25 protein-coding genes and 1 pseudogene are annotated in these 24,104 nt (G+C 67.8%); 16 read left to right on the top strand and 10 right to left on the bottom strand.

The window, feature by feature from the left end:
* The first annotated feature begins 66 nt into the window (after positions 1–66).
* Positions 67–513: an anthrone oxygenase family protein gene (locus ACGFU7_RS29170; RefSeq protein WP_393699604.1), complete on the top strand. Its 447-nt coding sequence runs from the start codon at positions 67–69 to the stop codon at positions 511–513.
* Between the two features lie 144 nt (positions 514–657).
* Here ACGFU7_RS29170 and ACGFU7_RS29165 read toward each other — a convergent pair whose 3' ends face one another.
* A complete protein-coding gene (locus ACGFU7_RS29165; protein ID WP_393699602.1) occupies positions 658–1,425 on the bottom strand; it encodes a CDP-alcohol phosphatidyltransferase family protein in 768 nt (255 codons plus the stop codon).
* 195 nt (positions 1,426–1,620) lie between these two features.
* Here ACGFU7_RS29165 and ACGFU7_RS29160 point away from each other — a divergent pair, with 195 nt between their 5' ends.
* Positions 1,621–2,484 carry an NmrA family NAD(P)-binding protein gene (locus tag ACGFU7_RS29160; protein WP_393699600.1) on the top strand — a complete coding sequence of 288 codons (864 nt, stop codon included), beginning with the start codon at positions 1,621–1,623 and terminating at the stop codon, positions 2,482–2,484.
* 69 nt (positions 2,485–2,553) lie between these two features.
* On the opposite strand, the gene ACGFU7_RS29155 is transcribed toward ACGFU7_RS29160, so the two are convergent.
* From ACGFU7_RS29155 to ACGFU7_RS29135, 5 genes and pseudogenes are all read right to left on the bottom strand, one after another.
* Positions 2,554–2,970, bottom strand: coding sequence for an RNHCP domain-containing protein (locus tag ACGFU7_RS29155; protein ID WP_393699598.1), 417 nt, complete (start codon positions 2,968–2,970; stop codon positions 2,554–2,556).
* Between the two features lie 39 nt (positions 2,971–3,009).
* Entirely contained in the window at positions 3,010–3,411 is a 402-nt protein-coding gene (locus tag ACGFU7_RS29150) for an RNHCP domain-containing protein (protein WP_393699596.1), read from the bottom strand.
* Between the two features lie 423 nt (positions 3,412–3,834).
* A complete protein-coding gene (locus tag ACGFU7_RS29145; protein WP_393699594.1) occupies positions 3,835–5,532 on the bottom strand; it encodes a TlrC/CarA/OleB/SrmB family ABC-F type ribosomal protection protein in 1,698 nt (565 codons plus the stop codon).
* 248 nt (positions 5,533–5,780) lie between these two features.
* A pseudogene (locus ACGFU7_RS29140) lies at positions 5,781–6,044 on the bottom strand (NAD(P)-binding domain-containing protein); the annotation flags it as partial.
* 81 nt (positions 6,045–6,125) lie between these two features.
* A complete protein-coding gene (locus ACGFU7_RS29135; RefSeq protein WP_393699793.1) occupies positions 6,126–6,815 on the bottom strand; it encodes an HAD family hydrolase in 690 nt (229 codons plus the stop codon).
* Between the two features lie 123 nt (positions 6,816–6,938).
* Between ACGFU7_RS29135 and ACGFU7_RS29130 the strand changes: the two genes are divergently transcribed.
* A complete protein-coding gene (locus tag ACGFU7_RS29130; RefSeq protein ID WP_393699592.1) occupies positions 6,939–9,518 on the top strand; it encodes a bifunctional FO biosynthesis protein CofGH in 2,580 nt (859 codons plus the stop codon).
* Positions 9,519–9,534: 16 nt separating this feature from the next.
* On the opposite strand, the gene ACGFU7_RS29125 is transcribed toward ACGFU7_RS29130, so the two are convergent.
* The 3 genes from ACGFU7_RS29125 to eccE form a co-directional block, all read right to left on the bottom strand.
* Complete coding sequence (locus ACGFU7_RS29125) at positions 9,535–9,675, bottom strand: hypothetical protein (protein ID WP_393699590.1); 141 nt, start codon at positions 9,673–9,675, stop codon at positions 9,535–9,537.
* 88 nt (positions 9,676–9,763) lie between these two features.
* Positions 9,764–10,519, bottom strand: coding sequence for a hypothetical protein (locus tag ACGFU7_RS29120; RefSeq protein ID WP_393699588.1), 756 nt, complete (start codon positions 10,517–10,519; stop codon positions 9,764–9,766).
* Between the two features lie 11 nt (positions 10,520–10,530).
* Positions 10,531–11,709, bottom strand: a complete 1,179-nt coding sequence (gene eccE / locus ACGFU7_RS29115; RefSeq protein WP_393699792.1) for a type VII secretion protein EccE — start codon at positions 11,707–11,709, stop codon at positions 10,531–10,533.
* A 318-nt stretch (positions 11,710–12,027) separates the two neighbouring features.
* Between eccE and eccB the strand changes: the two genes are divergently transcribed.
* From eccB to ACGFU7_RS29080, 7 genes are all read left to right on the top strand, one after another.
* Positions 12,028–13,578: a type VII secretion protein EccB gene (eccB, locus tag ACGFU7_RS29110; protein ID WP_393699586.1), complete on the top strand. Its 1,551-nt coding sequence runs from the start codon at positions 12,028–12,030 to the stop codon at positions 13,576–13,578.
* A gap of 179 nt (positions 13,579–13,757) precedes the next feature.
* Complete coding sequence (gene mycP, locus ACGFU7_RS29105; protein ID WP_393699791.1) at positions 13,758–14,885, top strand: type VII secretion-associated serine protease mycosin; 1,128 nt, start codon at positions 13,758–13,760, stop codon at positions 14,883–14,885.
* A gap of 154 nt (positions 14,886–15,039) precedes the next feature.
* Positions 15,040–15,390, top strand: a complete 351-nt coding sequence (locus tag ACGFU7_RS29100; RefSeq protein WP_393699584.1) for a WXG100 family type VII secretion target — start codon at positions 15,040–15,042, stop codon at positions 15,388–15,390.
* Positions 15,391–15,427: 37 nt separating this feature from the next.
* Entirely contained in the window at positions 15,428–15,709 is a 282-nt protein-coding gene (locus tag ACGFU7_RS29095; protein WP_362557448.1) for a WXG100 family type VII secretion target, read from the top strand.
* A 111-nt stretch (positions 15,710–15,820) separates the two neighbouring features.
* Positions 15,821–16,285 carry a hypothetical protein gene (locus ACGFU7_RS29090; RefSeq protein WP_393699582.1) on the top strand — a complete coding sequence of 155 codons (465 nt, stop codon included), beginning with the start codon at positions 15,821–15,823 and terminating at the stop codon, positions 16,283–16,285.
* A 31-nt stretch (positions 16,286–16,316) separates the two neighbouring features.
* A complete protein-coding gene (locus ACGFU7_RS29085) occupies positions 16,317–17,840 on the top strand; it encodes a WXG100 family type VII secretion target (RefSeq protein ID WP_393699580.1) in 1,524 nt (507 codons plus the stop codon).
* Between the two features lie 164 nt (positions 17,841–18,004).
* Positions 18,005–19,138, top strand: a complete 1,134-nt coding sequence (locus tag ACGFU7_RS29080; protein WP_393699579.1) for a S8 family serine peptidase — start codon at positions 18,005–18,007, stop codon at positions 19,136–19,138.
* Positions 19,139–19,152: 14 nt separating this feature from the next.
* Here the strand turns inward: ACGFU7_RS29080 and ACGFU7_RS29075 are convergent, their stop codons facing one another.
* Entirely contained in the window at positions 19,153–19,374 is a 222-nt protein-coding gene (locus ACGFU7_RS29075) for a hypothetical protein (protein ID WP_393699577.1), read from the bottom strand.
* A 194-nt stretch (positions 19,375–19,568) separates the two neighbouring features.
* Between ACGFU7_RS29075 and ACGFU7_RS29070 the strand changes: the two genes are divergently transcribed.
* From ACGFU7_RS29070 to ACGFU7_RS29045, 6 genes are all read left to right on the top strand, one after another.
* Positions 19,569–20,321: a hypothetical protein gene (locus ACGFU7_RS29070; protein ID WP_393699575.1), complete on the top strand. Its 753-nt coding sequence runs from the start codon at positions 19,569–19,571 to the stop codon at positions 20,319–20,321.
* Between the two features lie 25 nt (positions 20,322–20,346).
* The gene (locus ACGFU7_RS29065) at positions 20,347–20,649 is read left to right on the top strand and encodes a hypothetical protein (RefSeq protein WP_393699573.1); all 303 of its coding nucleotides are present in this window, start codon (positions 20,347–20,349) and stop codon (positions 20,647–20,649) included.
* Positions 20,650–20,678: 29 nt separating this feature from the next.
* Positions 20,679–21,419, top strand: a complete 741-nt coding sequence (locus ACGFU7_RS29060) for a hypothetical protein (protein ID WP_393699571.1) — start codon at positions 20,679–20,681, stop codon at positions 21,417–21,419.
* Between the two features lie 321 nt (positions 21,420–21,740).
* Positions 21,741–22,103, top strand: a complete 363-nt coding sequence (locus ACGFU7_RS29055; RefSeq protein ID WP_393699569.1) for a hypothetical protein — start codon at positions 21,741–21,743, stop codon at positions 22,101–22,103.
* Between the two features lie 690 nt (positions 22,104–22,793).
* Positions 22,794–23,165, top strand: coding sequence for a hypothetical protein (locus ACGFU7_RS29050; RefSeq protein WP_393699567.1), 372 nt, complete (start codon positions 22,794–22,796; stop codon positions 23,163–23,165).
* Positions 23,166–23,407: 242 nt separating this feature from the next.
* The gene (locus ACGFU7_RS29045) at positions 23,408–24,013 is read left to right on the top strand and encodes a PH domain-containing protein (protein ID WP_393699565.1); all 606 of its coding nucleotides are present in this window, start codon (positions 23,408–23,410) and stop codon (positions 24,011–24,013) included.
* Positions 24,014–24,104 lie beyond the last annotated feature (91 nt).

The raw sequence follows: 24,104 nt of genomic DNA, 5'->3' as shown, positions 1-24,104 counted from the left end.
TCGAGCGATGACATGTCTAGCATTGCATCAGAACCTAGCGCCGCTAGGTCAGCCTTTGGAGGGGTCATGCAGGACGTACTGGCCGTCGTCACGGTCGTTGCGGTCGGGCTGATGGTGGGCGTGGAGTTCGCGGTGGCGGTGTTCGTGAACCCGATCCTCGACCGGCTTCCGAACGACGGCGGGGTCGAAGCCCGCAGCGACGGGGCGCGAGTCCTGGGCCGGGTGATGCCGTTCTGGTACATCGGCTCGGTCGTCCTCGGCGCGGTGTGGTCCACGCTGACGTGGGGCGACGCGGGCGCGTCGCTCGTCGCCGCGGGCGCAGTGCTGCTCGTGGTGAGCGTGGTGATGTCGATCCTGCTGCTCGTGCCGATCAACTCACGCGTCGCGACCTGGTCACAGGAAGGCGTGCCCGCGGACTGGAAGCAGCAGGTGGGGCGTTGGGACCGGTTCCACTACGTCCGCGTGGGCGTCATCGTGCTCGCCTTCACGCTGTTCGCCGTGGCCCTCGTCTAGGGGCGTCGTTCGCGGGAGCACGACCGCCGGCCCCGCCCCTCAGCAGGGGGCGGGGCCGGCGGTCGTGCGATGGGGAGGTGCCGCGGTCCGCGGCTGCGGTCGGGCATGCGCGGATGCGGCCGCCGGGACGGAGAAACCCGCAATTCAGCGAAGGCGCGAGGAGGACAGGATCGAGGCCAGGTGGGCCACGACCATGACCCAGGTGATGACGGCGATGGCCGACACCGTCAGCTGGGTCGCCTCGATGCTGCCCATGAACAGGTCGACCACGGCAACCGCCAGCAGGACGAGGGACGCCTCGATGCCGTTGGTGATCCGGTGAATCTTGAAGGCCGAGGCCAGACGCCGTGCCGAGGCGAGCCCCGCCGACCGGGGCCGGGTCGCCTCGTCGTCCGCGACCGGCAGACCACGGCGGGCACGCGCGACATCCACGAGGTCCGTGGACGCCTTCAGCAGTACGACTCCGAGTGCCGCCGCGAGTCCCACCGACACCCAGAGGTCCGAGGAGCCGCGAGCCGCCCGGAACCCGGCCCCGATCATGAGCGCCGCGTCCGCCAGGTAGGCCCCGAGCCGGTCGACGTAGATGCCCGTCGCGCTGTTCTGGCCCTTCCAGCGCGCCACTTCGCCGTCCACGCAGTCGAAGAGCAGGAACAGCTGGAAGAGCACCGCCGCGAGCAGGGCCCCTGCCAGGCCGGGTATGAGGAGCGCGAAACCGGAGGCCACGCCGCACACCACCATCGTCCAGGTGAGCTGATCGGGCGTCACGCGCGTACGCACCAGCTGCCGGGTGGTCCGCAGGGAGATCCGCCGCATGTACAGGCGGCCCGCCCAGTGCTCCCCGTTACGGCTCTGAAGCTTCGCGTTAGGCTGACAGATCTCACGCAGCTCTGCCAATGCCGGAGCACTCGTCATGACGTTCCTTCACCCACCTGTCCCGTCGGACCAGCAATGATCACCACAGGGTAGAGACCCCACTTGTTCAGGCCGACAGGAGGTGCGGTTCGTCGGCTGTGCAGGCCGGCCGTGCAGTAACCGGGGGGCCTTCCGGTGGCATGTAGGGCTGCCGCTGGCCAGCATGGACACATGTCCGTCGATCAGGGAGAACCCATGTCCATCGCGGTACTCGGAGCGACCGGTGGCCAGGGCGGCGCGGTGGCCGCCGCCCTGCTGGAGGCGGGGCGTGGCGTGCGCGCCGTGGTGCGTGATCCCGGCAGCGGGCGGGCCAGGGCGCTGGCCGCGGCCGGAGCGGAGGTCGTCCACGGGGATCTGTTCGACGAGGGCTCGCTCGCCGGGGCGTTCCTGGGCACGACGGCCGCGTTCGCCGTCACCACACCGTTCCAGGACGGTCTGGACGCCGAGGTGGCCCAGGGCGCGGCAATCGTGCGGGCCGCCGAGGACGCCGCGCTGCCGCATCTGGTGCTGGCCTCCGTCGCCAGTGCGGACCGTGGCACCGGCATCCCGCACTTCGAGACCAAGGCCAGGATCGAGGAACTGCTGGCCGGCTCCGGACTTCCGGCGACGGTGGTGGCACCGACCTACTTCTACGACAACGCGCTGGGCGCGCTGGACGAGGTCGCCGCCGGCCTCCTCACCATGCCGCTTCCCGGTGACACCCCCCTCCAGCAGGTGGCACGGCAGGACCTGGGCCGGGTCGTGGCCGCGGTCGTGGCCGATCCGGAGCGTTGGATCGGGCAGCGGATCGAGGTGGCGGGCGACGATCCCACGCCGGTCCGGATGGCCGAGGAGATCGGACGGGCCGCGGGCGGCACGGTCGCGTTCCGGCAGACGCCACTGGCGGACCTGCGTACCGCCAACCCCGACATGTTCGCCATGTACAGCTTTCTGGCGGACACCGGTTACCAGGTGGACCTGGAGGCATTGCGGACGCAGTTCCCCACCGTCCCCTGGACTCCGTACGGCGCATGGGCGGACGCCCAGAAGTGGCCGACGCCCCGCATCAGGACAACGTGACACTTGGGCCTGTGATGTCACGTCGCCCCCTGCCCGAGCCGGGCGGCTCGGGCAGGGGGCGCATCTGTGTCACAGCGCGAGCAGTGCTCGCACAGGGACGACGGTGTCCGACAGAGGACGTACGGCCATGCGCATCAGCGCGAGGGCGTTGTCGTCTCCCGCGATGCGGTTGGCGCTGAGCTCACCGCAGGTCAGGCACTCGTGGATGATCGTCCATTCCCCGTCCTGCCGGACGGACAGGCTGAGCGCCGTCATCCGCCCGCGGCAGTCGGCGGCCCGGTCTCCCGGAATCCGCTGATCGACGTGCAGGCTGGTCAGGCAGTGCGGGCAGTGGTTTCGATGGGCGGTGCCCGGTGCGATCAGCGGCACGTCGAGCCGGCAGCCGACGCAGCGGAACGCGTCGCCGTGGGCGCCGCCCGGTCCGTGCAGAACGTCCTTGCGTCTCTGCGGGCGGTGGGACGGTCGTCGGGGTTTACGTCGTGGCACGGCGGGCCCTCCGTCCTGCCCACGGTCGTCGTCGGCGGTTCACAGGTCACCGAACGCTTCGAGCGGGAAAGGCGGTTGGGCCAGTGGGCGTACGGCCATCCGCATCAGGATCAGCTGGTTGTCGTCCCCGCACACCGGGTTCGAGGTCAGCTCGTCGCAGCGGGTGCAGCGGTGGATGACCATCCAGCCACCGGTGCGGAGCACCGCGATGGAGATCGGGGTCATACGCGCCCCGCAGTCGGACGGCCCGCCCTCGACGTGGTCGAGGCAGTGCTGCGAGTGCAGGCAACTGGGGCAGTGGTTGCGACGGCTGCCGTCGGGCGCGAGCGTGGCGACGGTCAGACCGCACCACAGGCAGGTGAAGGTGTCGGTCCTCAGACAGGCGCCGGCGCCGTTGGCGGAGGACTTGGTCGAACGGTTCTGGGGGTTGTCGGTGGACACCCGGTTTTCTCCTTGCCGAAGAGGATGAGCAATGCAGCAGGGAAGTACCGAGCAGCCCTCGGGGGCATGGGCCTCAGAGGCGTGAGTCGTCAGCCGGGATCACGTACTGACGAGGCAAAAACGCGTACCGGTCAGGGAACGCGGGTCAGCGCGATGCCGCGGGCGTGCGCATGCACGCAGCTCCGATCGCCCCGGCGCGGATGGAGGCGCAACGAGGGAAGCTCGGAACTACTGGCCGGGGCATACATCAACTTCTTTCCAGGGCAGGCGCCCATGGTTCGGCGGCGGTCGACACCGTGGTGTCGAGGTGACCGTAACAATGCGCCCGGACCGGATCCAGCGATTATCGGGCCGCGCAGATACGGGTGGGGTGGCCCGGCCGAAGAGCGGGCCGGGCCACCCCGGGCGGGGGAAGGTGCGTGCTCAGGAGCGGGTCGGCGGGTGGATCGGGCTCCGGGCGGGGGCGGCCTGCTCCGTCGCCGCGAGTGACCGGTGCTGTGTGATGCGGCCTGCGCTCAGCTCCAGGTGGTTGCCGGTGAAGCGGGCTCGCATGCGGCGGTCGTGGGTGACGACGACGACCGCTCCCGGGTAGCCGGCCAGTGCTCCTTCCAGTTCTTCGACCAGGGCGGGGGAGAGATGGTTCGTGGGCTCGTCGAGCAACAGCAGGTCGACGGGATCACTCACCAGGCGGGCCAGTTCGATGCGGCGCCTCTGCCCGTAGGACAGCTCGCCGACCCTCAGACGCAGGTCGTCCGGACTGAACAGACCGAGCGAGAGCAGGGTGTCGGTGTGCTCGTCCAGGTCCCCGGCCCGGCCCTGGGCGAAGGCCTGCGGCACCGTCAGGCCGGACGGCCACGGTGTTTCCTCCTGCCGCAGGTGCCCGACCCGGCCCGTGGTGCGCACGGTCCCGTCGTCGGGCCGCAGTTCGCCCGCGAGGACCCGCATGAGTGTCGTCTTGCCGGCCCCGTTGGGTCCGGTGACCAGCAGCCGGTCCTCGCCCCCGATCCGCAGGGACGGAACGTGCAGCCGGTCCCCGACGTGGACGTCGGTGAGTTCGGCCGCCGTCTGCGGTGTCCGAGGGCCCGCGGTGGTGATGCGGGCGGAGAGGACGAGCGGGTCGGGTGGCGGCGCGACGGGGTTCCCGGTGAGGCGCTCGACGCGCTCCTTGGCGTTGCGGATACGGACCATCGCCCCGTGTCCGCGGCCACGGGCACGGAATCCGCCGTGCCCGAACACGGCGAACGGCAGCTTGCGCGGAACGGCGTCGAGACGGGCCGTGTTCGTTGCGGCCAGTTTCTGGTTACGGGCCAGCTCCGCGCACCAGTCCTCGTACTCCTGCAGCCGGCGCCGACGTTCTGCGGCCTTGGCGGCGAGGTAGCCGTCGTAGCCGTTCCCGTAACGCGACACCTTGCCCTCACCGACCTCCAGGATCGTGGTGGTGACCCGTTCCAGGAACACCCGGTCGTGGGTGACCGCGAGCAGCGTGCCGCGATGCGCGCGCAGACGCGCCTCCAGCCAGCTCACGGCCCGGTCGTCCAGATCGTTGGTCGGCTCGTCGAGCAGGAGCAGCTCGGGCCGGGACGCCAACGTGGCGGCCAGCGCGAGACGTGAGCGTTCGCCGCCCGACAGCGTGCCGAGCGCCCTGTCGCGCGCCAGGCCCGGCAGACCGAGCCCGTGCAGTGCGATGTCCACCCGGGCATCCGCCTCGTACCCGTCACGTGCCTCGTACCGGGCGACCAGCCGGGCGTAGGCGTCGAGCGCGGCGGCGAGCTCCGCCCCGGCCAGGTCCTTCAGCCCGGCCTCGGCACGGCGCATCCGGCTTTCGAGGTCGCGCAGCTCGGCGAGGGCCAGGTTCACGGCATCCTGGACGTCGGCTTCGGGCGGCAGCGCCAGGGACTGGGCGAGATGGCCGACGCCGCCGGGCGAGACCACGGTCAACTCGCCGTTGTCGGGCCCGTCCTGTCCAGCGATGAGCCGCAACAGGGTGGATTTACCGGCCCCGTTGTCGCCGATGATGCCGGCCTTCTCGCCCGGTCCGACGGTGAAGGACACCTCGTTCAGCACGACGTGTCTGTCGTAGCGGCGGGTGATGTCGTGAAGGGATAGTTGCGCGGTGGGCATGGAGGAGTCCCCTGTTCTCGGCCGGGCCGATCGGAACGGGCAGCTGGACGCATCCGCGCACGCCGGAGCCCCTCACGGCCCGCCGCGCAGGCGGCATCGGCACAGGAGCAGGAGCACGGATGGGAACGTGCGACGGCGGAGCCGAGCTCAACGCGGTCGCACGGGGACTGTCACAGGGAACCCATACGAAAAACTGTACGGGGAGGTCTGCCGGCGCGCACGTCATTTGTCGTCCTCGCGCCATGTGCCCGGGCGAGGACGACGTCCGGCACGGCGAGGATCACGACGTCGGCCCGGGCCGCCGCCTCGGCGCCGACGGTCAGCTCGCGTCCGAGCTCGCGGATCAGCTCCTGGCCCCCCGGAGAGTTCTCGGCGAAGAGGGTGGTGAAGTCGCTGCTGACCAGGTTGCTGGAGACGCGCCGGCCCATCTTGCCGACGGCCCCGATGACGGCAACGGTGGTGGATGCGGTCGCGAGCGAGCGGTTGAACCTGTCGCTGGAGGGCCTTTCCAGCCCGTCCGGCGGTTGAGGACACGGCGCGGCCGGTGGCCGCGTCACGAATGGTGTCCTGTCACCCGGGCGACGGTTCCGTCCTCAAACGCCGGACGGGCTGACGCGGTCGCCGGACCGGTCGTCCGATTCGCGGGCCTCGGCAACCAGCGCCGGGAGTTCAGTCAGCGCGTTGATGCGCCAGTCCGCCGTCTCCACCACGTCCGGATGGTCCGCCCACCAGTGCCCGTACGCACCGCGGCGGACATGCGCCGCGCGCAGGCCGAAGGACTTGGCCGGGAACAGGTCGTTGGCCGGGTGGTCGCCCACGTACAGGGTGCGCTCCGGGGCGGCCCCCGACACCTCCAGTACCCGTGCGAAGAACGCCGGGTCCGGTTTGGTCACACCCCACTCGTCCGAGGTGACGACCAGGTCCGCGGGCAGATCCAGGGCCCGCAGCAGTTCCCCGGCCCGTACCGTCTGGTTGCCCGCGACCACCACCCGTACCCCCAGCGCGCGCAGCTCCGCGAGGGCGGGACGGACGTCGGGGTAGAGGTCCGTCTCGTCGAGATGCTCGCCCCGCCCGGCCGCCGCACGCGCCAGGTACGCCTCCCTGACGTCCATGCCGGGGCGCAGGATGCGCAGCGCGTCGGCGCTGTCGCGGCCCTGGGTGACCGCCGCGCCGACCAACGCGCTGAGCGTGTGCGGCGGAACGCCGAGCCAGTTCGCCCAGGACGCCCAGTAGCGGTCGTCGCGTACGAGTGTTTCGCCGATGTCGAAGACGATCGTTTCCATCACCGTCCCGACCCTACGGCCCCCGACCGCTTCAGCGGCCCAGGCGCCAGGGACGGGCCTGCGGTCCTCCTGTCTCATGGAGTCCCTGGTCCGGGGCGCGTGCCTCGCTCGTATGCTCGCTTCATGACCGATCCTCAGCGCGGACGTCCGACCACCAATTCCATGCGGCGCGCCCTCAAGCGGGCCCGCGACGGTGTCGCACTCGATGTGACCGAGGCCGCCGTTCTGCTCCAGGCGCGAGGTGACGATCTGACGGATCTCGCGGCCTCGGCCGCCCGGGTGCGCGACGCCGGACTCGAAGCCGCCGGCCGGCCGGGCGTCATCACGTACTCCCGCAAGGTCTTCATCCCGCTGACCCGGCTCTGCCGCGACAAGTGCCACTACTGCACCTTCGTCACCGTCCCCGGCAAGCTCCGGCGCGAGGGGCACGGGATGTTCCTGTCGCCCGACGAGGTGCTGGACATCGCCCGCAAGGGCGCGGCCATGGGCTGCAAGGAAGCGCTGTTCACCCTCGGTGACCGGCCCGAGGACCGCTGGCCCGAGGCGCGGGAGTGGCTGGAGGCCGAGGGGTACGACGACACCCTCGCGTACGTACGCGCCATGGCGATCCGCGTCCTGGAGGAGACCGGCCTCCTCCCGCACCTCAACCCGGGCGTGCTCACCTGGACCGACCTTCAGCGCCTCAAGCCCGTCGCCCCCTCCATGGGCATGATGCTGGAGACGACGGCCACCCGCCTGTGGTCCGAACCGGGCGGCCCGCACCACGGCTCCCCGGACAAGGAACCGGCCGTACGCCTCCGCGTCCTCGAAGACGCGGGCCGCTCCAACGTCCCGTTCACGACCGGCATCCTGATCGGGATCGGCGAATCGTACGAGGAGCGCGCCGACTCCCTCTTCGAGCTCCGCAAGACCGCCCGCGCCTACCACGGCATCCAGGAAGTCATCGTCCAGAACTTCCGCGCCAAGCCGGACACGGCGATGCGCGGCATGCCGGACGCCGAGCTGGAGGAACTGGCCGCGGCCATCGCCGTCGCCCGCCACATCCTCGGCCCGTCCGCCCGCATCCAGGCCCCGCCGAACCTCGTCGACGCCGAGTACGCGCTGCTCATCGGCGCGGGCATCGACGACTGGGGCGGCGTCTCCCCGCTCACCCCGGACCATGTGAATCCCGAACGCCCCTGGCCCCACATCGACGAACTGGCCGCCAGGACCGCCGAGTCGGGCTTCGCACTCCGCGAGCGCCTCACCATCTACCCGGAGTTCATTCAGCGCGGCGAGCCCTGGCTCGACCCCCGCCTGCTCCCGCACGTCCGCGCCCTCGCCGACCCGGAGACGGGCCTCGCGAAGGAGGGGACACTCCCTGTCGGGCTGCCCTGGCAGGAGCCCGACGAGGAGTTCGGCGCCACCGGCCGCACCGATCTGCACCGCACCATCGACACGGAGGGCCGCACCGGCGACCGCCGCGAGGACTTCGACGAGGTGTACGGGGACTGGGAGGCGCTGCGCGAGGCAGCGGCCCCCGGCATGGTCCCGTCCCGCATCGACGCCGACGTACGCCAGGCGCTGAGCCAGGCCGCCGACGACCCGACGAAACTCACCGACGACCAGGCGCTCGCCCTGCTCCACGCGGACGGCCCGGCGCTCGACGAACTGTGCCGGATCGCGGACACCCTGCGGCGCGACGTGGTCGGTGACGACGTCACGTACATCGTCACCAGGAACATCAACTTCACCAACGTCTGCTACACCGGCTGCCGTTTCTGCGCCTTCGCCCAGCGGCGCACCGACGCCGACGCGTACACCCTCTCCCTGGACCAGGTCGCCGACCGGGCCGCACAGGCGTGGGACGTCGGCGCGGTCGAGGTCTGCATGCAGGGCGGCATCCACCCGGACCTGCCCGGCACCGCGTACTTCGACATCGCGCGGGCGGTGAGGGAACGCGTACCCGGCATGCATGTGCACGCCTTCTCCCCGATGGAGGTCGTCAACGGGGCGACCCGCACCGGCATGTCCATCCGTGACTGGCTGATCGCCGCGAAGGAGGCCGGGCTCGGCTCGATCCCCGGCACGGCGGCCGAGATCCTGGACGACGAGGTCCGCTGGGTCCTCACCAAGGGCAAGCTGCCCACGGCGACCTGGCTGGAGGTCATCAGGACCGCCCACGAGGTGGGACTGCGCTCCTCGTCGACGATGATGTACGGCCATGTCGACCAGCCCCGCCACTGGCTCGGCCACCTGAGGACCCTGGCCGGCCTCCAGCAGGAGACGGGCGGCTTCACGGAGTTCGTCACCCTCCCCTTCATCCACACCAATGCCCCGGTCTACCTGGCAGGCATCGCCCGCCCCGGCCCGACCGACCGCGACAACCGGGCCGTCACCGCCATGGCCCGGCTGCTGCTCCACCCGCACATCACCAACATCCAGACCAGCTGGGTGAAGCTCGGTACGGAGGGTGCGGCCGAGATGCTGCGCTCGGGCGCGAACGACCTGGGCGGCACGCTGATGGAGGAGACCATCTCCCGGATGGCGGGGTCGAGTTACGGCTCGTACCGGTCGATCCAGGACCTGGTCGCCATCGCCGAGCTGGCCGGGCGGCCGGCGAAGCCGCGTACGACGCTGTACGGAGAGGTCCCCGAGGAGCGGGTCACGGCGGCCGCCGCCTCGGACGGCCACCTGCCGGTGCTGCTGCCGGTGCTGCCTTAGCAGGGCGGGGGGCTCGTCAGCCGAACCGCTCGTGATCGACGCCGTGCCGGCCGATCACGAGCGGTTCGGGGGCGGCCCGCTTCCGGTCCGCGCCGGCGCGGCTGTCCGGCGTGGCCGTCCGGCGCGGCCGTCCAGCGCCGGATTTCTTCGTCGTCATGGGCGGGCGACGTCCCCCGGCACCAGCTGTGCTCCCCGACGAGCGGACCCGCGGACCCGCGGACCCACCGCACAGGTCAAGGATCAAGTCAGTCCAGGCGGCGCGGGGTTCCGAGGAGCCCGGCCTCGACGTCAGTCGGTTGCAGTTTGACCAACTTCCGGTGCTGAGTCGTACACCACAGCACCATGTCGTCGCCGAGTGCGGGCAGCGCTTCCGCCTGCACCCGGGGCAGCCCCAGAATGCGCCCGAGGACTACCGCCTCCTCGGGGGAGACCCGCTGGATCCCGACCAGTCCCGCGTTTTCGAGCAGCCTCGGCGCCGTCGGGCCCAGGAACGGCAGCAGTGTCAGCACGGACTGCCACGGTCCGGGTGCCAGCCGGCTGCGCGGTGGGCGCATGCCGCAGTCCCGCACGACCAGGACGGGGCTGGTGACCGACGCGCCCTGCGGTCCCACCTGCTTGACATCGTGCACCGTCATGCACTGTTGCCCCCCGCCGGCGGCCTGCGCGAGCCCCGTCCACGCCTGCGGCCTGGCCGTCTCGACGGCGACGCGCGCGCCGGTGCCGGCTGTGCGCAGCGCCAGTACTTGCGCCGTCCACACACTGCCGATGACCACGACATCGAGCTGAGAGGGGCGGAAGAGGCCGAGTACGGCGGGCTGCCTCTTCGCGTCGACGCCCACCACGACCCCGTCGTCGCCGAGCGGCAGTGTCAGCGCGGCGAGCTGTTCCACGGGCAGCACATGCCGGTCGCGGCGTGGGCCGAGCAGTCCGAACCCGGCCCTGCCCCGTCCGGCCGCCGGTGGGGCGGAAGCAGCCGGGCCGGCGGTGCCGGTGCGCGTCATGCGATGGGTGGTCAACGGGTACCTCCGAGGGGCAAGGTGGCCAGCACACCGGGAAGTTGTTCGCGGTCGAGCCGTACGAGGCTGACTTTCACTCCTCGTGCGGCGCGCTCCAACTGCCGTCGTACCGTAACTAGTTCGTTACTCCCGCGCGCGGTGAGGCGGACGTACCCGCTGACGGCCGGTGCGCCACCGGTCCCGCGCGACACCGTCAGGCTGAATGTGCTGGCCGGCGCCGGCATCGACGTCAGGAGTGCCACGAGTTGTGCCGATGGCGCAGCACCCGCGCCCAGGTGCGGCCAGCGGCCGACCCAGTAGGTCGTGTGCCAACGGTCGTCGCAGCGCCAGGCGCGGGTGGACTCCGTGGTGCGCCGCAGCGGCACATCCGTCCGCACCGCCAGCGCGCTGGCCTGCGGATTCACCCCGGCCGAGGTCGCGAGGGCGGACGTCACCTGCGCTTCGGTCAGGACCGAAGCGTCGAACCCCGCCCCTGCCAGTCGGCTTGCCAGCTGATCCGTGGCCCGCAACAGCGCGCGCTGCGCTCCGTCGATGCCGCCGCCGCGTGCCCGCACCGCCTCCGGACACAGCTCCGGGTCGAGTTTCAGCGCGATCCATGTCAGCCGGATCGCGGGGGTACCGGCCTGGGCCTGGAGCGGCGCGTACGACCGTGCCGCCGCGGCCTGTTCAGGGAGGTGCGGTCCGGGCGCGGGCTGCGTGTGCTGCACGACCTGTACCGACTCCAGCCGGATGTCGTCCACCTCCAGGGCGTCGTGCAGCAACCCGAGTTCCAGCGGACGCGCGTCCCGGGCCATCCGCAGCGGTTCGTCCCGTGGCTGCACGAGCAGCAGGGCTGTCAGGAACGTTCCGTCACCCACCATCCCGATCGTGCGCTCGCGCTGCCGGTCGGTGTAGGTGTACGTCCGCAGCGCCGCCTCGCACTCGACGACCGGCGCCAGCGCGGGGTCCACCCCTTCCGCGGACCACGGCCGTCGCGCGGCCCTCAGCCGCCCGCGCAGGGCCATGACGGCGGTGAACCACTCCATCACCGGCCGCCCCCGCCGCCGCAGAACCGCCAGCAGCACCAGCGCCGCCGCAACCAGGCCCATCGGCACCAACAGGATCCTGTTCGTCACCCACGCGACAAGCATCAGCGCGCCGGCGACCTCCATCAACACCACCTGGTGCAGCCGCACTCCACCGATCCGCCCCGGCTGCGGGTGCACACTCATCACTGCGGTCGTCGCGCTGCTCATCCCCCGGTATGTCCCTCCGTGTCACGGCACTAAGGCGTGTGCGAGTCGGACCGACGCTATCGGCACACCGGTCCGCGACCGCCCACTGTCCCACGCCCGGCGATGAGGGGTTCGAAGGGGGGTTCACGGCCCGCCCGGTCGGGCAGGGGCGTCAGCCGGCTCCTTGAAGCATGTACCCGCACAGCGGTGAACGAGCGGCAGCGGGCATAGTGGGGGCGGTTCGCGAGGCATCTACAACCACGGGGAGAAATAGGGCAGATGGCATCACGGCGGGACGAACTCAATGCCTACACCTTCGCGAAGAAGCGGCTGGTCGCCGCCTTCCTGCAACCGTCCGCAGCCGGTTCGGACGAGGGGGCGCCGCGCCCGCTGCGGGCCCTGCTGCCAGGAGTGGTGGTGGGCGCCCTGCTGGTGGCGGGCTTCGGGGCCTGGGGCATCTTCAAGCCCAAGGTTCCCGACGGCTGGGACGACCCCGGTGCCCACGTCATCGTCGGCAGTGAATCGACAACCCGATACGTCGTCCTGGAGACCAAAGGCGTCAAGCGCCTGCACCCGGTGCTGAACTTCTCCTCCGCGAAACTGCTCCTGGACCCGGACAAGTCCTCGGTGATCCAGGTGGCGGAGTCCGAACTGGACAACGGAAAGCTGCAGCGCGGTCCGATGCTCGGCATACCGTACGCACCCGACCGGCTGCCCAGCGCGGACGAGGCGGGCCGCAACAAGCTCTGGGCGGTCTGCGAGCAGCCGGGCGCCGGCGCCGGTGACACCGTGCAGAAGGCGGTCTTCCTGCTTGCCGACCGAGAGACGGACAAGGTGGGCGGCAAGCAGCAGCTCCACGGCGGCCAGGCCCTGTACGTCGAGGCGGACGGCGGGGGTGGCACGCGCTACCTGGTGGATGCGGACGGCACGCAGCACGTCATCGGGACCACCGGAGGCGACAAGCCCTCGGCCCGGGACGAGGTGTTGCGCCGCTCACTGTTCAGCGAGGGCGCACAGCCCCAGAAGGTCACCAAGGACTGGCTCGGCACCCTGCATGCCGGCAAGCCCATCGACTTCCCGCGGTTGCCCGGCAAGGTCGGTGACCCGGCCGGCGTCAGCGGCCTGGACCCCCGCCTGGACAAGGTGGGCACGGTACTCAAAGCCGTGGCCGGTACCGGCATGCAGCAGTACGTCGTCCTGCCGGGGGCGGTTGCGCCCGTGTCCGACCTCGTCGCCAGGCTGCTCCTGACGAGCCCGGAGGCGGAGGTGCTGGGCCAGAAGGCGCAGGCCACCGAAGTCGGACCGCAGTCCTTCACCTCTTCCCCGGACGAGTTCTACGCGAAGTACGGCTGGCCGAAGAACGTCCCGACACAGGCCAACGACACGTCGGCCCGGACCGGAACCGTCTGCAACGTGCTGCACAGCGTCACCTCGGCGGGCGTGCCGAAACTGACCACCTGGGCCGGCCCCGGGTATCCGGTCCGCTTCCAGGACGGGGCCACCAGCGCGTACGTCACGCCGGGCAGCGGTGTGCTGTACCGGCAGTTCAACGGAGCTTCCCCCACCACCGGTTCGCTCTTTCTGGTGACGGATACCGGGCTGCGCTACGCCGTGCAGACGAACAACGACAGCAGTGCGGACCCCTCCAAGATCGGGGCCGACGCGAAGCCCCCGACGGCAGAGGAGCAGGCTGCCGAGGTCAACCAGGCCCAGACCAGGCTCGGCTACAAGGATGTACGGCCGCTGCCGGTGCCGGACAACTGGTCCGGCCTCCTGCCCAAGGGGCCCCGGCTCGACGCCAACAGTGCCAAACAGCCCCAGAGTTCGTGAGAACGGAGAGGAGGAAGCGCGTGATGATCACACGCAACGGATTCCGTTCTTCGGCCGTAGTGCTGCTCCTGATGTGCGCGGCGGGCGCCGGCCTGCCGGGGTTCGCGCAGGCTCCCGCGGCAGCACAGGACTCCGACCCGCAGACGGGTTCCGAGGGCAGCGGTGAGTGCACCTTTCCGATGGCGAAGCAGATCCAGGGCCGTCCCTGGGCGCTCCAGCGGCTGGTCTTCGACCAGCTCTGGCAGGACACCAAGGGCAAGGGGGTCCGGGTCGCGGTGATCGACACCGGTGTCGACGACACGAATCCGCAGCTGAAGTCCGCTGTCGACCGGGCGTCCGGGACCGATCTGCTTCCGCCGTCGCAGGACGGGTCTCAGGACCCGGCCACGGATGCCTCGAAATCCAAGGGCAAGGGAGGCGGTGGTGACGGCACAACCGATCTCGTCGGCCACGGCACCAAGGTCGCCGGCATCATCGCGGCCCGCCCGCGTCCGGGCACGGGGTTCGTCGGTCTCGCTCCGGAAGCGACGATCATCCCCATCCGGCAGAACGACGACAAGGGCACCGGCACTGCCGCGACGATGGCCGCGGCCATCCGCCACGCCATCGCGAAGCACGCCCGCGTCATCAACATCTCCCAGGACACCGCCAAGCCCCTGCGAGCCGACTCCGACCTGGCGCTTGCTGTGAGCGAGGCTCTGAGCAACGACATCGTCGTGGTCGCCTCCGCGGGTAACGACGGTCTCGCCGGCAAGGTCAAGGCGACGTACCCGGCGGCCTATCGGGGCGTCCTGGCGGTGGCCGCGTCGGACCGCAACGACGAGCGGGCGCCGTTCTCCCAGACCGGAGCCTTCGTAGGGGTTGCGGCGCCGGGCGTCGACATGGTGTCCACCGTTCCGAAGGGCGGCCAGTGTGTCGACAACGGCACAAGCTTCTCGGCCCCCTACGTCGCCGGAGTCGCTGCCCTCCTACGGGCGAAACACCCGCGCTGGACGCAGTCCCAGGTGGTCGCCCAGATCGAGCAGACCGCCGAACGCGCGGTCAAGGGACGGGATGACTTCATCGGGTGGGGAGTGGTCGATCCGGTGCGCGCTCTCAACGACGACGAACACCCGCCGAGCGCACCTACCCCGGATCGTGCGGTGTCGGACGGTCCCGTCGGACCGGAACCGATCGCCCTCCAGTTGGGGGAGACCCGGCAGGAGCGGATCACCCGGATCTCGATCTATGCGCTGGCCACCACGGGCCTTCTCATCGCAGTGATCGCGGGAACCGCGATCGTGCTGCGGGACCGTCGCCGCCGGTAATTAGGTGAACATCCAACAACTCAACTCAGCGCTAAGGCTGTTGGAATGAGTGGCGGCCGCAGCTAAACTGATTTTTGATAACTTTGGTCCGATGTACGCGCGGTACCCGACAATCGGGCAGCCGCGACATCCGATTCATGGGGGAAGGTGCGTTATGGGAGACAAGCTCAAGCTTTCAGCCGATCAGATCGACAAGCTCATCGGCGAACTCGGCAATATGCATGACACGCTCGAAGGCAGGATCACCCACCTCAACGGGGTCATCGACGCCGTCGAAGGCCACTGGAAGGGCGTTGCGGCCAACGCGTACAACGGCCTCCAGACGCAGGTCAATCTCGACGTGCGCAACCTGAAGGAGCTCCTGGCCTTCACCAAGGAAGCCGTTCAGATGAGCCGTGACGGCTTCGACGCGGAAGAAGTCGAGCGCCTCAACAGCTTCAAGGGCGTCGACGGTGGCAACCTGGGCAGCAACGGCGTTCTGGACCGGTTCCAGGTCTCTTCGTAACCCGTCCTCATTCCGCCTCGCATCAGGAGACCGCTCAATGGAGATTACGTACTCCGGCGTCGTCGAAGCCTCGAACCAGGTCAAGTCGACTGCCAACACCATCAAGACCCAGCTCGACGAGCTGAACACCAAGGTCAAGGCCGTCGTTGCCACGTGGGACGGTGAGACGCAGCAGGCGTTCTATGACCGGCACAGTGGCTGGGACGTCAAGGTGAACCACATGCACGAGACCCTGCTGACGATCTCGACGAAGCTCTTGGAAGCCACCGAGGGCTACCGGGCGAACGACCTCGCCCAGGCCCGGCGCTTCCAGGGCTGACCCAGGCTCAGATGAATCACGACGGAACCGGCACGTTGTGGGTGTGGGATGCGGTCAGCGCATCCCACACCCGTGCCTGCGGTTCCGTGGCACTTTAGGGGAGGTGCTTCCATGAGACCTGAACTTCCGGGCGATGGGTCGCGCACGCCGGATCTGGCGACGCCCAGTGAGTCTCTGCAGAACTTCAAGATCCGCGTGGACAATCTGCTCACGAAGCTCGACGCGTCACCGGCCGCGCACGGCCGCATCACCGAACAGAAGGTCACCACCGCCGCGTACGGCACCGGCTTTCCGGAGGCCATAGGGCTGTCCAGCGCCTACGACATGGTGCATGCGCGCTTGGCGCTGCTCTCCAAGACGCTCGGTGATCAGCTGGAAGCGATGGGCATCACCGTCGATCTGGCTGACCGCGGCTACGAGAACGTCGACCAGGAACACTCCGAGCGTCTGCACGCCATCCAGCAGCGCACCGAGATCTACTACAAGAAGCCGGAAACCGACAAGGATCCCGGAGCGCCCGCAGAGGGCAAGGACAAGACCGGTGGGGGTTCGTCCAGCGGATCAGACGGCTTGTAACACCTGAAGTGAACGGGGGACAGGGATAACCATGGGCAAGCAACTGCCACCACTCAACGCCTGTTACAACACCAGCGACTTCGAGCACGCGTCGTACCAGGACATGCTCAACATGGTCAGTGGCGTCAACGCCACGGCGATCATTAGTCGTGGCACCGCTCTCGTCGACGCGCAGACCGAGATCGAGAAGATCGGCACCGAGCTCAAAGAGCACGTCGGCCGTACCACCGGCTGGAAGGGCGCGGGTGGTGATGCCTTCCGCGAGTGGGGCAACGACTTTGCCAAGGAGACCCTGAAGCTGGCCGACTACGCCGGCACCGCGGGCACCTCGCTGCAGACGGCCGGCCAGGCCCTCAGCGAGGTGGTCAAGGTGATTCAGGGACACCCTGACGCCGTGCAGATGTGCTTCGCGGACGAGAAGAAGGAAAAGGCTCGGATCGCAGCCGTCGAGACGGCGCGGAACGAAGCGATTCCGCAGATGAACAAGCTCGCCTCGTACTACCTGATGGCACAGCAGTCGATCTCCTCGCAGGAAGAGCCGAACTTCAGGCCGCTGCCGAATGCGGCACTGCCGGAGAGCTCGTACGACAGCTGGAAGACGGGCTACGGCTCGCCTGGAAGCAACCCCGGCAGCACGGACTCGGTGACAAGTCCGCAGAGCAGTAACGTGTCGACGGGCGGCCACCACTACAGCACCGTGAGCCCCAACGGCGTCAGCCCGTCCTCCCCGGACGGCGCACCCGTCGTCCACACGCCGCAGCACGTCAGCGCGGTGCCCGGGGCCCCGGACAACACGGGGACGAACATCGACACGGTGACGATGCCGCAGACTCCGACGCCTGGCACGCTCCCGCCCACTGGCGGACTGCCCCCTCAGGGGCCGAGTGGCGGCGGACACCAGACACCTTTGCCGCCCGTGGTTATGCCCCCGCGTTCGGGCCCCTTCGGGCCCGGAGACGGCGTGGGGCGTATCTCCCCGACCGGGCCGGGGGGCAAGGGCGACATCGGAAGCGTCCGGCCCCCGACGATCAACCCCGGCAGGGGTGGCGTGGAAAGCGTCCGTCCCCCCATGACCACCCGGACCGACACTGGCATCCACGGTGGTACGCCGGCTCGGGGCGGCCAGGGCGGGGTCGGCCCCGCCCGGGGCACCTCGCGCGGGACGGTCATCGGCGGCGAGAAGCCGTCGACCGGCCGCGGAATGATGCAGGGCCATGCCGGTGGCGCCCCGGGGATCGCCGGGGGGCGGGCCCGGGCCACCGGCCCCGGTGGCAGCTCGCCACGCCTGGTCAACGAGCCGGGTGGCACCGTGCGGGCACCACGCGGAACGCAGTCGGGGGCTGGAGGGGAATTCACCCCGGGCGGCACCGGGCTCGTCCGTGAATCGCCGCGATCAGGCGGAGCGATGGGCTCGATGGGTGGTGCGATGGGCGGGTCCCAGGGCACACGGCGACGTCCGCAGCGACGTGACGGCGAGAGCCCGGATTATCTTGCCGAGGACGAAGAGACCTGGGGCACGGGGGACGACGGCGTGGTTCCCCCCGTGATCGACTAGAGCCGGTTCCGAAGCAGCGACGCCGGACGGCGGACAGAGAACGAGTGGGTGGCATGAGGTCAACGGTCAGGCGTCACCGCAGGCGAGCGTCGGCGGTGGTGTCAGCGCTGGGTTCCCTGCTCCTCCTCGGCGGCGCCATCGCCCCGGCCGCATCCGCGGACACCATGCGCGACCGGGAGTGGTACCTGGACCGGATGCAGGCCGCTGAGATGTGGAAGGTCAGCACCGGTACGGGGATCACTGTCGCTGTTCTCGATAGCGGCGTTATCCCTTCTGTTCCTGAACTGACGGGGAAAGTGCTTTCCGGGAAGAACTTCGTCGAGCCTCAGCGGGGTGCGCACAAGGACAAGAGCGGGCATGGCACCGCCATGGCAATGCTCATTGCGGGGAACGGGGTGAATGGTTCGGGCGTGAAGGGTCTTGCACCGAACGCGCACATCCTCCCGTTGACCGTCTTCGGCTCCTCCAAGGAATCGGGCACCAATAGCGTCCCAGCTCTGGTCGCTGCCATCCGATATGCCGCTGACAGCGAAGCCAAGATCATCAACATGTCCTTGGGCTTCGAGGACTTCATGCTCGCCGGGGGTGAGAAGGCTCAGATCCAAGAGGCAGTGGATTATGCCGTGGGGCGTGGGAAGCTGCTTCTGGCAGCGACCGGCAACAGGGGCGACAAGGACAACGGCGTCTCGTACCCGGCGGGAAGCCTTGGCGTCGCGGGCATCGGGGCCGTCGACAAGACGTCCTCAGTCACGAAGTACTCGGTGTCAGGACCTCAAGTGGCGCTCGCCGCCCCGGGTGAGGAAATCCCGATTCTCTGTGGCGGCGGTCAGGCAGGCTACTGCAACAGCGGCGGCACCAGCCAGGCGACCGCCATCGCCTCCGCCTCCGCCGCCCTCATCTGGTCCAAGCACCCGTCCTGGACCGGCAATCAGGTCCTCCGCGTACTGATGAACACTGCGGGCAAACCGACCGAAGGCAAGGTCCCCAGCCGCTACATCGGCTACGGCACGGTCCGCCCCCGCCTGGCCGTCCTCGGTGACCCCGGAGACCCGGGCCCCGCCGACGTGAACCCCCTGGTGGCTGCCCGATCCCCCAAGTCCCCTTCTGCGTCCGCCCCAAGCGGATCCGGCAGCCCCTCGAACTCCTCGAAGTCGTCGGCATCACCCGCTGTCTCGGCGAAGGCCGATGACGGCAAGGGCGTCGGCGCGATGGTCTGGATCATCATCGGAGTCGCCGTGGTGGTCATCGACGGCGCGGTGCTCCTGCTACGTCGGAGAGCAGCTGGAATCCGGCGTTGAAGTCGTGTCATCGCTCACTCACCCCCAATCGAAATCAGCTGTACGCGTATGGGGCAGGTGTAGGGATCGTGAAGGGTGAACTCACACGCCTCGCCATTCACAGGGAAAACCGCACCGAACTTCACGACGCCTTCATCTTTATCACCCGCAGTCTCATCTACTGACGACATCTCAAAGAAGCTCACTTGTGCGAGAGCCACTGGCAGCCCGACCACCACAACGATCGTGACCGACAAAGCGGGGCGGTATCACTGCAGAGCGAGCCGCACCCAACTCGGTTTCTTCATAACGGTGATGAAACGTGGCTGTACTGGAAATCGGCAAAGTGATCAAGTGGTCGTGTTAGTGTGTAATGCACCATCAACTTACAACGTCATAGGGACAGATGGGTACAACCCTGCAAATCAGGGAATAATCGGAAGGGGGAAACGTGAGCGGTGACATATTTCAAGAACTGAAGCAGTTTCAAGAATATGCGAATAAGATGCAGCAACTGATGTCTGAGATGCGCGACCAGATGCCTCAGCACGCCGAGGGCGAGGACGCGCAGGGAGCCGTCAGAGTCCGGTTGATAGCCGGTGGCATCCCGGAATCGATCAAGGTCGCATCTGACTGGCAGCGTAGGCAGCCTCCCGAGAATCTTGGTGCAGCTGTTGTCGAGGCGTATGGGGCCGCCCTGAGTGAGTGGATGGAGCGCTGGTCGGGTGGCCTCGCGCAGGCGGACTGGGAAGCCCGAGCTCATCAGCTCGACGGCAGCCTTGGCCAACCTGCGTCGGCAGGGACGGCCTCAGCGCCTCCGGAGACTTTCGAGCGGGACGTGAGGTACGTCGTTCCGCGGCCCCTCGAGGAAGTGGCCGAAGATGTGCTGACAGCCTTCGACGTGGTCGAGCGACAGGGCCCGGAGTCGTCCGTACAGCCCGAGGCGAAGGGGGACTCTGCCGCGCGCCGGGTCGTGATTACCCTCGGTTCGCAGGGTCTCGCCTCGTGCGAGGTGGAACCGGAATGGGCAGCCCGGCAGTCAGTTGTGCGACTGAATCAAGCGCTTGATGATGCATTGGCCGACGCACGCGCCAAGTCCAGCAGTGCTGAAAGCAGCGGCCCGGACGCCGTTGCAGACCTGAACCTGGGCGGCCTGCTGGATGAGGCTCTGGCCATCATGAAAAACCCGCGGCACTTCATCTAGGGAACTCCTGAAGGGGTTGAGAGCTTTGGGAAAAGACCTCAAAGTCATTACCGATGCGATACGTACTGATGTGGGCACGTGGGACGAGCAGGCCAAGTCAATAGGCGAGGTATCCGCTTCCATTAAGGGGATGCAGCAAAATCCGACCGAACTTGGAATCTTCGCTCCGCTTTTCATCGCCTATAACGGTGTCATCACTCATCTCTCAAGTCGATGCGCCGAAGGGAACGTTGAAATGTCGAAAATCGCCGACGAGTTGGTCAGGAACGCGAAGGCTTACGACGATCAAGAAGTAGATACCACGAAATCCGTTGAAGGCGCCTACTAGACAGAGATTCGGAAAGAACGGAGCTCCTCATGGCATTCAATCCCGAGCAATTCCAGGCGATTATCGATAAGTTGAACTCTGGCCTTACGACTATATCGACACATGCGACTGAACTGGGCCCAAAGGTAGAGTCGGCGGTGAACCACTGGTATGTTCCGGACGCCGTCGCGCGGGGATGTATCTGGATAGCGAACAAGATCATTGAAGCCGTCAATTGGATTATTAACAAGCTTGTAGACATCCTGCAAGGGGCGTTCGCTCCTGTCATCATGTTCTACAACGCCATGCAATGGCAGGGTGAGGAGATTCGGGGGAAGGCGTCCGGCGTGGCGTCTTCTACGCAGAAGTTCAACCTCACGGCCCCCAAGTACTGGGAAGGGGATGGGGCAACCGCATACACAAATGCCATCTTCCCTCAGTCTGGAGCTTCCGCTCAAGTCGCGTCCAGCGCGAGCACAGTAGCGGGCTGCCTCACAGCCTGTGGAGTGGCGGGACTCGCGTTCTACACCGCAGTAGGAGTCTTTATGGCTCAGCTGATCGCTGTCCTGGCTGCCTCGGCTGTTGCGGCTCCTACTGTGGTGGGTTTTCCCCCTGCCGCAGCTGCTGTCACGGCGGAAGCAACTCTCGGACCCGCCGTCATCGGGGGCGCTGTACTCGCCCTGCTGTCCATAATCGGTGCTGAGGGCACGACGATGACTCAACTCTCGGGCGAGAGCACCGACAAGAGCGCCTTTCCGAACGGGGGGCACTGGCCGGTCGGAACGGTCTGACGTCCTCGCTCAGCCGTCGACTTCATTATTTCCGAGATGGCGATTGGCGCTGCGCTTTTTCTGAATTGAAGAGGAAGATGATATGAATAGAACTCGCGTGGCCCTCTGGGGGGTTGCGGTGGCATCATTCGGATGGTTCTGCCTGCCGCTGTTCACCGGTAACGTGAGCGATCTTCCCCCTAAAAGCCTGATTGCCGTCCTCAGCGTTCTGGTGGTTTTTTGCCCAATTGCCGCAGAGGTGCATGAGATACGGCGGAAGAAGCGCGGTTAGCGCACACGCGGGGTTCGCAGGGTGAGGGCGCCAAAGCGTACGTCGCGGCAGTGAAGGGCCAGCCCACCGCTGCCACTCAGATCGAGACGAGTGCGGACAAGCTCGTAACGGAATTGACGCTTTGTGCGGTTGCCGGGGCGGCATTCCAATTGGCGCTGCTGGCCGTTTTGATCAAGGTCATCGTTGTTATGACCGCCGCAGCCGTCGCTGAAGGCTCCGTCGTGTTCTCGTGGGCGGGCCTTCTCGCTGCTGTGGGGGAAGTGCTGTTGGGTGCCGGCACCACCACCGGACTTGTGGTAACGCTGGTGGGGGTGCTCACAGCGCAGGCTACTCAAATAGCCGTTGCCAAGGGTGAAGCAAACGACAACAGTGCCTTTCCCAAGGGAGGCAAGTGGCCGTCCGCAGTTGTTTGATGCAGGTGCGGCGCTGCCGAATTGATTCTGCTGGCTCGGCAGTGCTTGATGACGCCGGGAAGGCAGGATCTTCTGAATGACGGGTGATGGTTTCGCATGTACTGGATTCGAGTACCGCTTTGGTGTGCCACGCCGGCCAGTTTTTACGTGATGTTCTTCACCCCCCATCTTCTTATGAAGTCCCCGTTGGTGATGCTCCTTTGTGTCGTGGGCATTCTCCTCCCGGGCTGGGGTGAGAGTTACTTGCTGTGGCGGCGCCGGAGAGACTGGTACGCACAGTTTGCGTCCATCGACGAACTGCGGTTGCTAGTGACGGACGAGGCGGAGCTCCGGCGGATTCGTGACGAAAAAGGGTTGCTGGTGGCTGCCCGCCGATTCAGGCGTCAGTTTCCTCGGTGCCCCTTGAGTGAAGCCCTGAAGATGATCCAGTCGCTGTGACCGCTCCACTCGCTCACCGCGGTCGTCAAGGTTGGAACAAGCGCGGATAAGGCCGTCATGGGCCCGGCGCTACGTGGCGCTGTCGGGGCGCGTTCTACGTCACGCCGGGCGTCATCCCGGCTGAGTACGTCGTGACCCTGAGCGGCGCGATCGCGGCGCCGGGTGCCGTTGCCTCCTCCTGGGCACCGTCCGACGCCCGACTTTCGCCCAGTGCATGACCGGGCGCGCGGAATTCTCGGATCAACAGGCAGGGTGGACTTCTTGTACGGATTGTGGGTCGCTCTCTGGGCCATCGGCCTGGTGGCCTTGGGGTGTTCGTTCTTCTTGATGAGATCGGATCTCCCCGAGGCGGTCCTGATGCTCTCCGTAGTCTTGTCCCTGGCCTGCCCGTTGGTGGCCGAGGGCCAGGTGGCACGACGGAAACAGAAAGCGCACCAAGCGGAGCAACGGGATTGGTACGCCCAGAGCTTCGGCTCGATCGACGTGCTGCGGAAGGCCGTTGACGAGCCGGGCCTGCGTCGCATCCGCGACGAGAAGGCGCCTGCCAACGCGGTACGGGAGGTCAAGCGTCAGCTCTATCCGCTTCCGTTGGACGTGGCAGTAACCCTGGTCACGGCATTGTGAGCCCGCGTGCCACAGACGGGTCCGGATCAGGGAGAGTGCGCTGCGATGCGGCGTGCCCTCCCTGAGTTCGTGTTGGTGCCAGGGAAGGCGGCATCCAAGAAATCCAAGCGCTGTGAGCGCTGTACCCGCTCACCATGGCCGTCAACGTTCGGCGCTGTGCGGTGCTCTGGATGCCGATCGGCTTGGCCGTGGAGAGTTGTGAGACGTGCACTCGCCGCCCGAGACTCAATGGAGGAAACATCATGCCCACACTCCCCGGTTCCGCCGAAGGGCTATTGCTCCCCGCTGAGCGGGCGCGCCGCGGCGGGTTCTACCTCGGTTTGGTTCTCGCTGCGATGCTCTGCATGGTGCTTTTGGAAGCACTCGTGGTGTTTGTTACCTGCGTGCTGATCTTGGGCGAAGGTATTGAGTTTATGGGCAGTGTGGGCGTCGTCGGCCTGTGTACGGGACTACCGGTGATGGGAGGAGTAGTGAGTCTGCTGCTGCTGATCGCCATTGCGTCGCGATATCCGGCCCTGCGCATCGATCCAACGGGCATCAGCAATGTGTGGCCTCGCCGCACGAAGACCGTGCGCTGGGCTGATATCGACAAGGTTCGGTTCAACAGCAGGCGGAGCTACCTGCTGCTGGTGCTGAAGGCAGGCGCACTCCCGGAGCAGCCGAACGCCATTGGCGGGCCGAGGGCGGTTGTGGTGTATTCGCTCGGAAACTCCCTCTGGCGCCGACGGAGGCCGGCTCACGCTGACTTGATCATTGATGCGGTCGAGCGGTTTGGCCCGGGAAGGTACACCGTCGAGCCCTGGAACCTGGGCAAGGGCGGCGCGACAGGGGCGGGCGCCTCGGCGTAGTCGAAGTATGCGCAGTTCGGGGATCGGCGTCCCGTCTCACCGAAGATTGAGTACCGGAGCGCCGTGCACAGACTCGCGTGCGCCGCGTGGA

The organism is Streptomyces sp. NPDC048473, from assembly GCF_043200155.1.
Taxonomy (GTDB): Bacteria; Actinomycetota; Actinomycetes; order Streptomycetales; family Streptomycetaceae; genus Streptomyces.
Note: the sequence above shows the minus strand (reverse complement) of the source record. Positions and strands in the feature narration are given on the sequence as shown.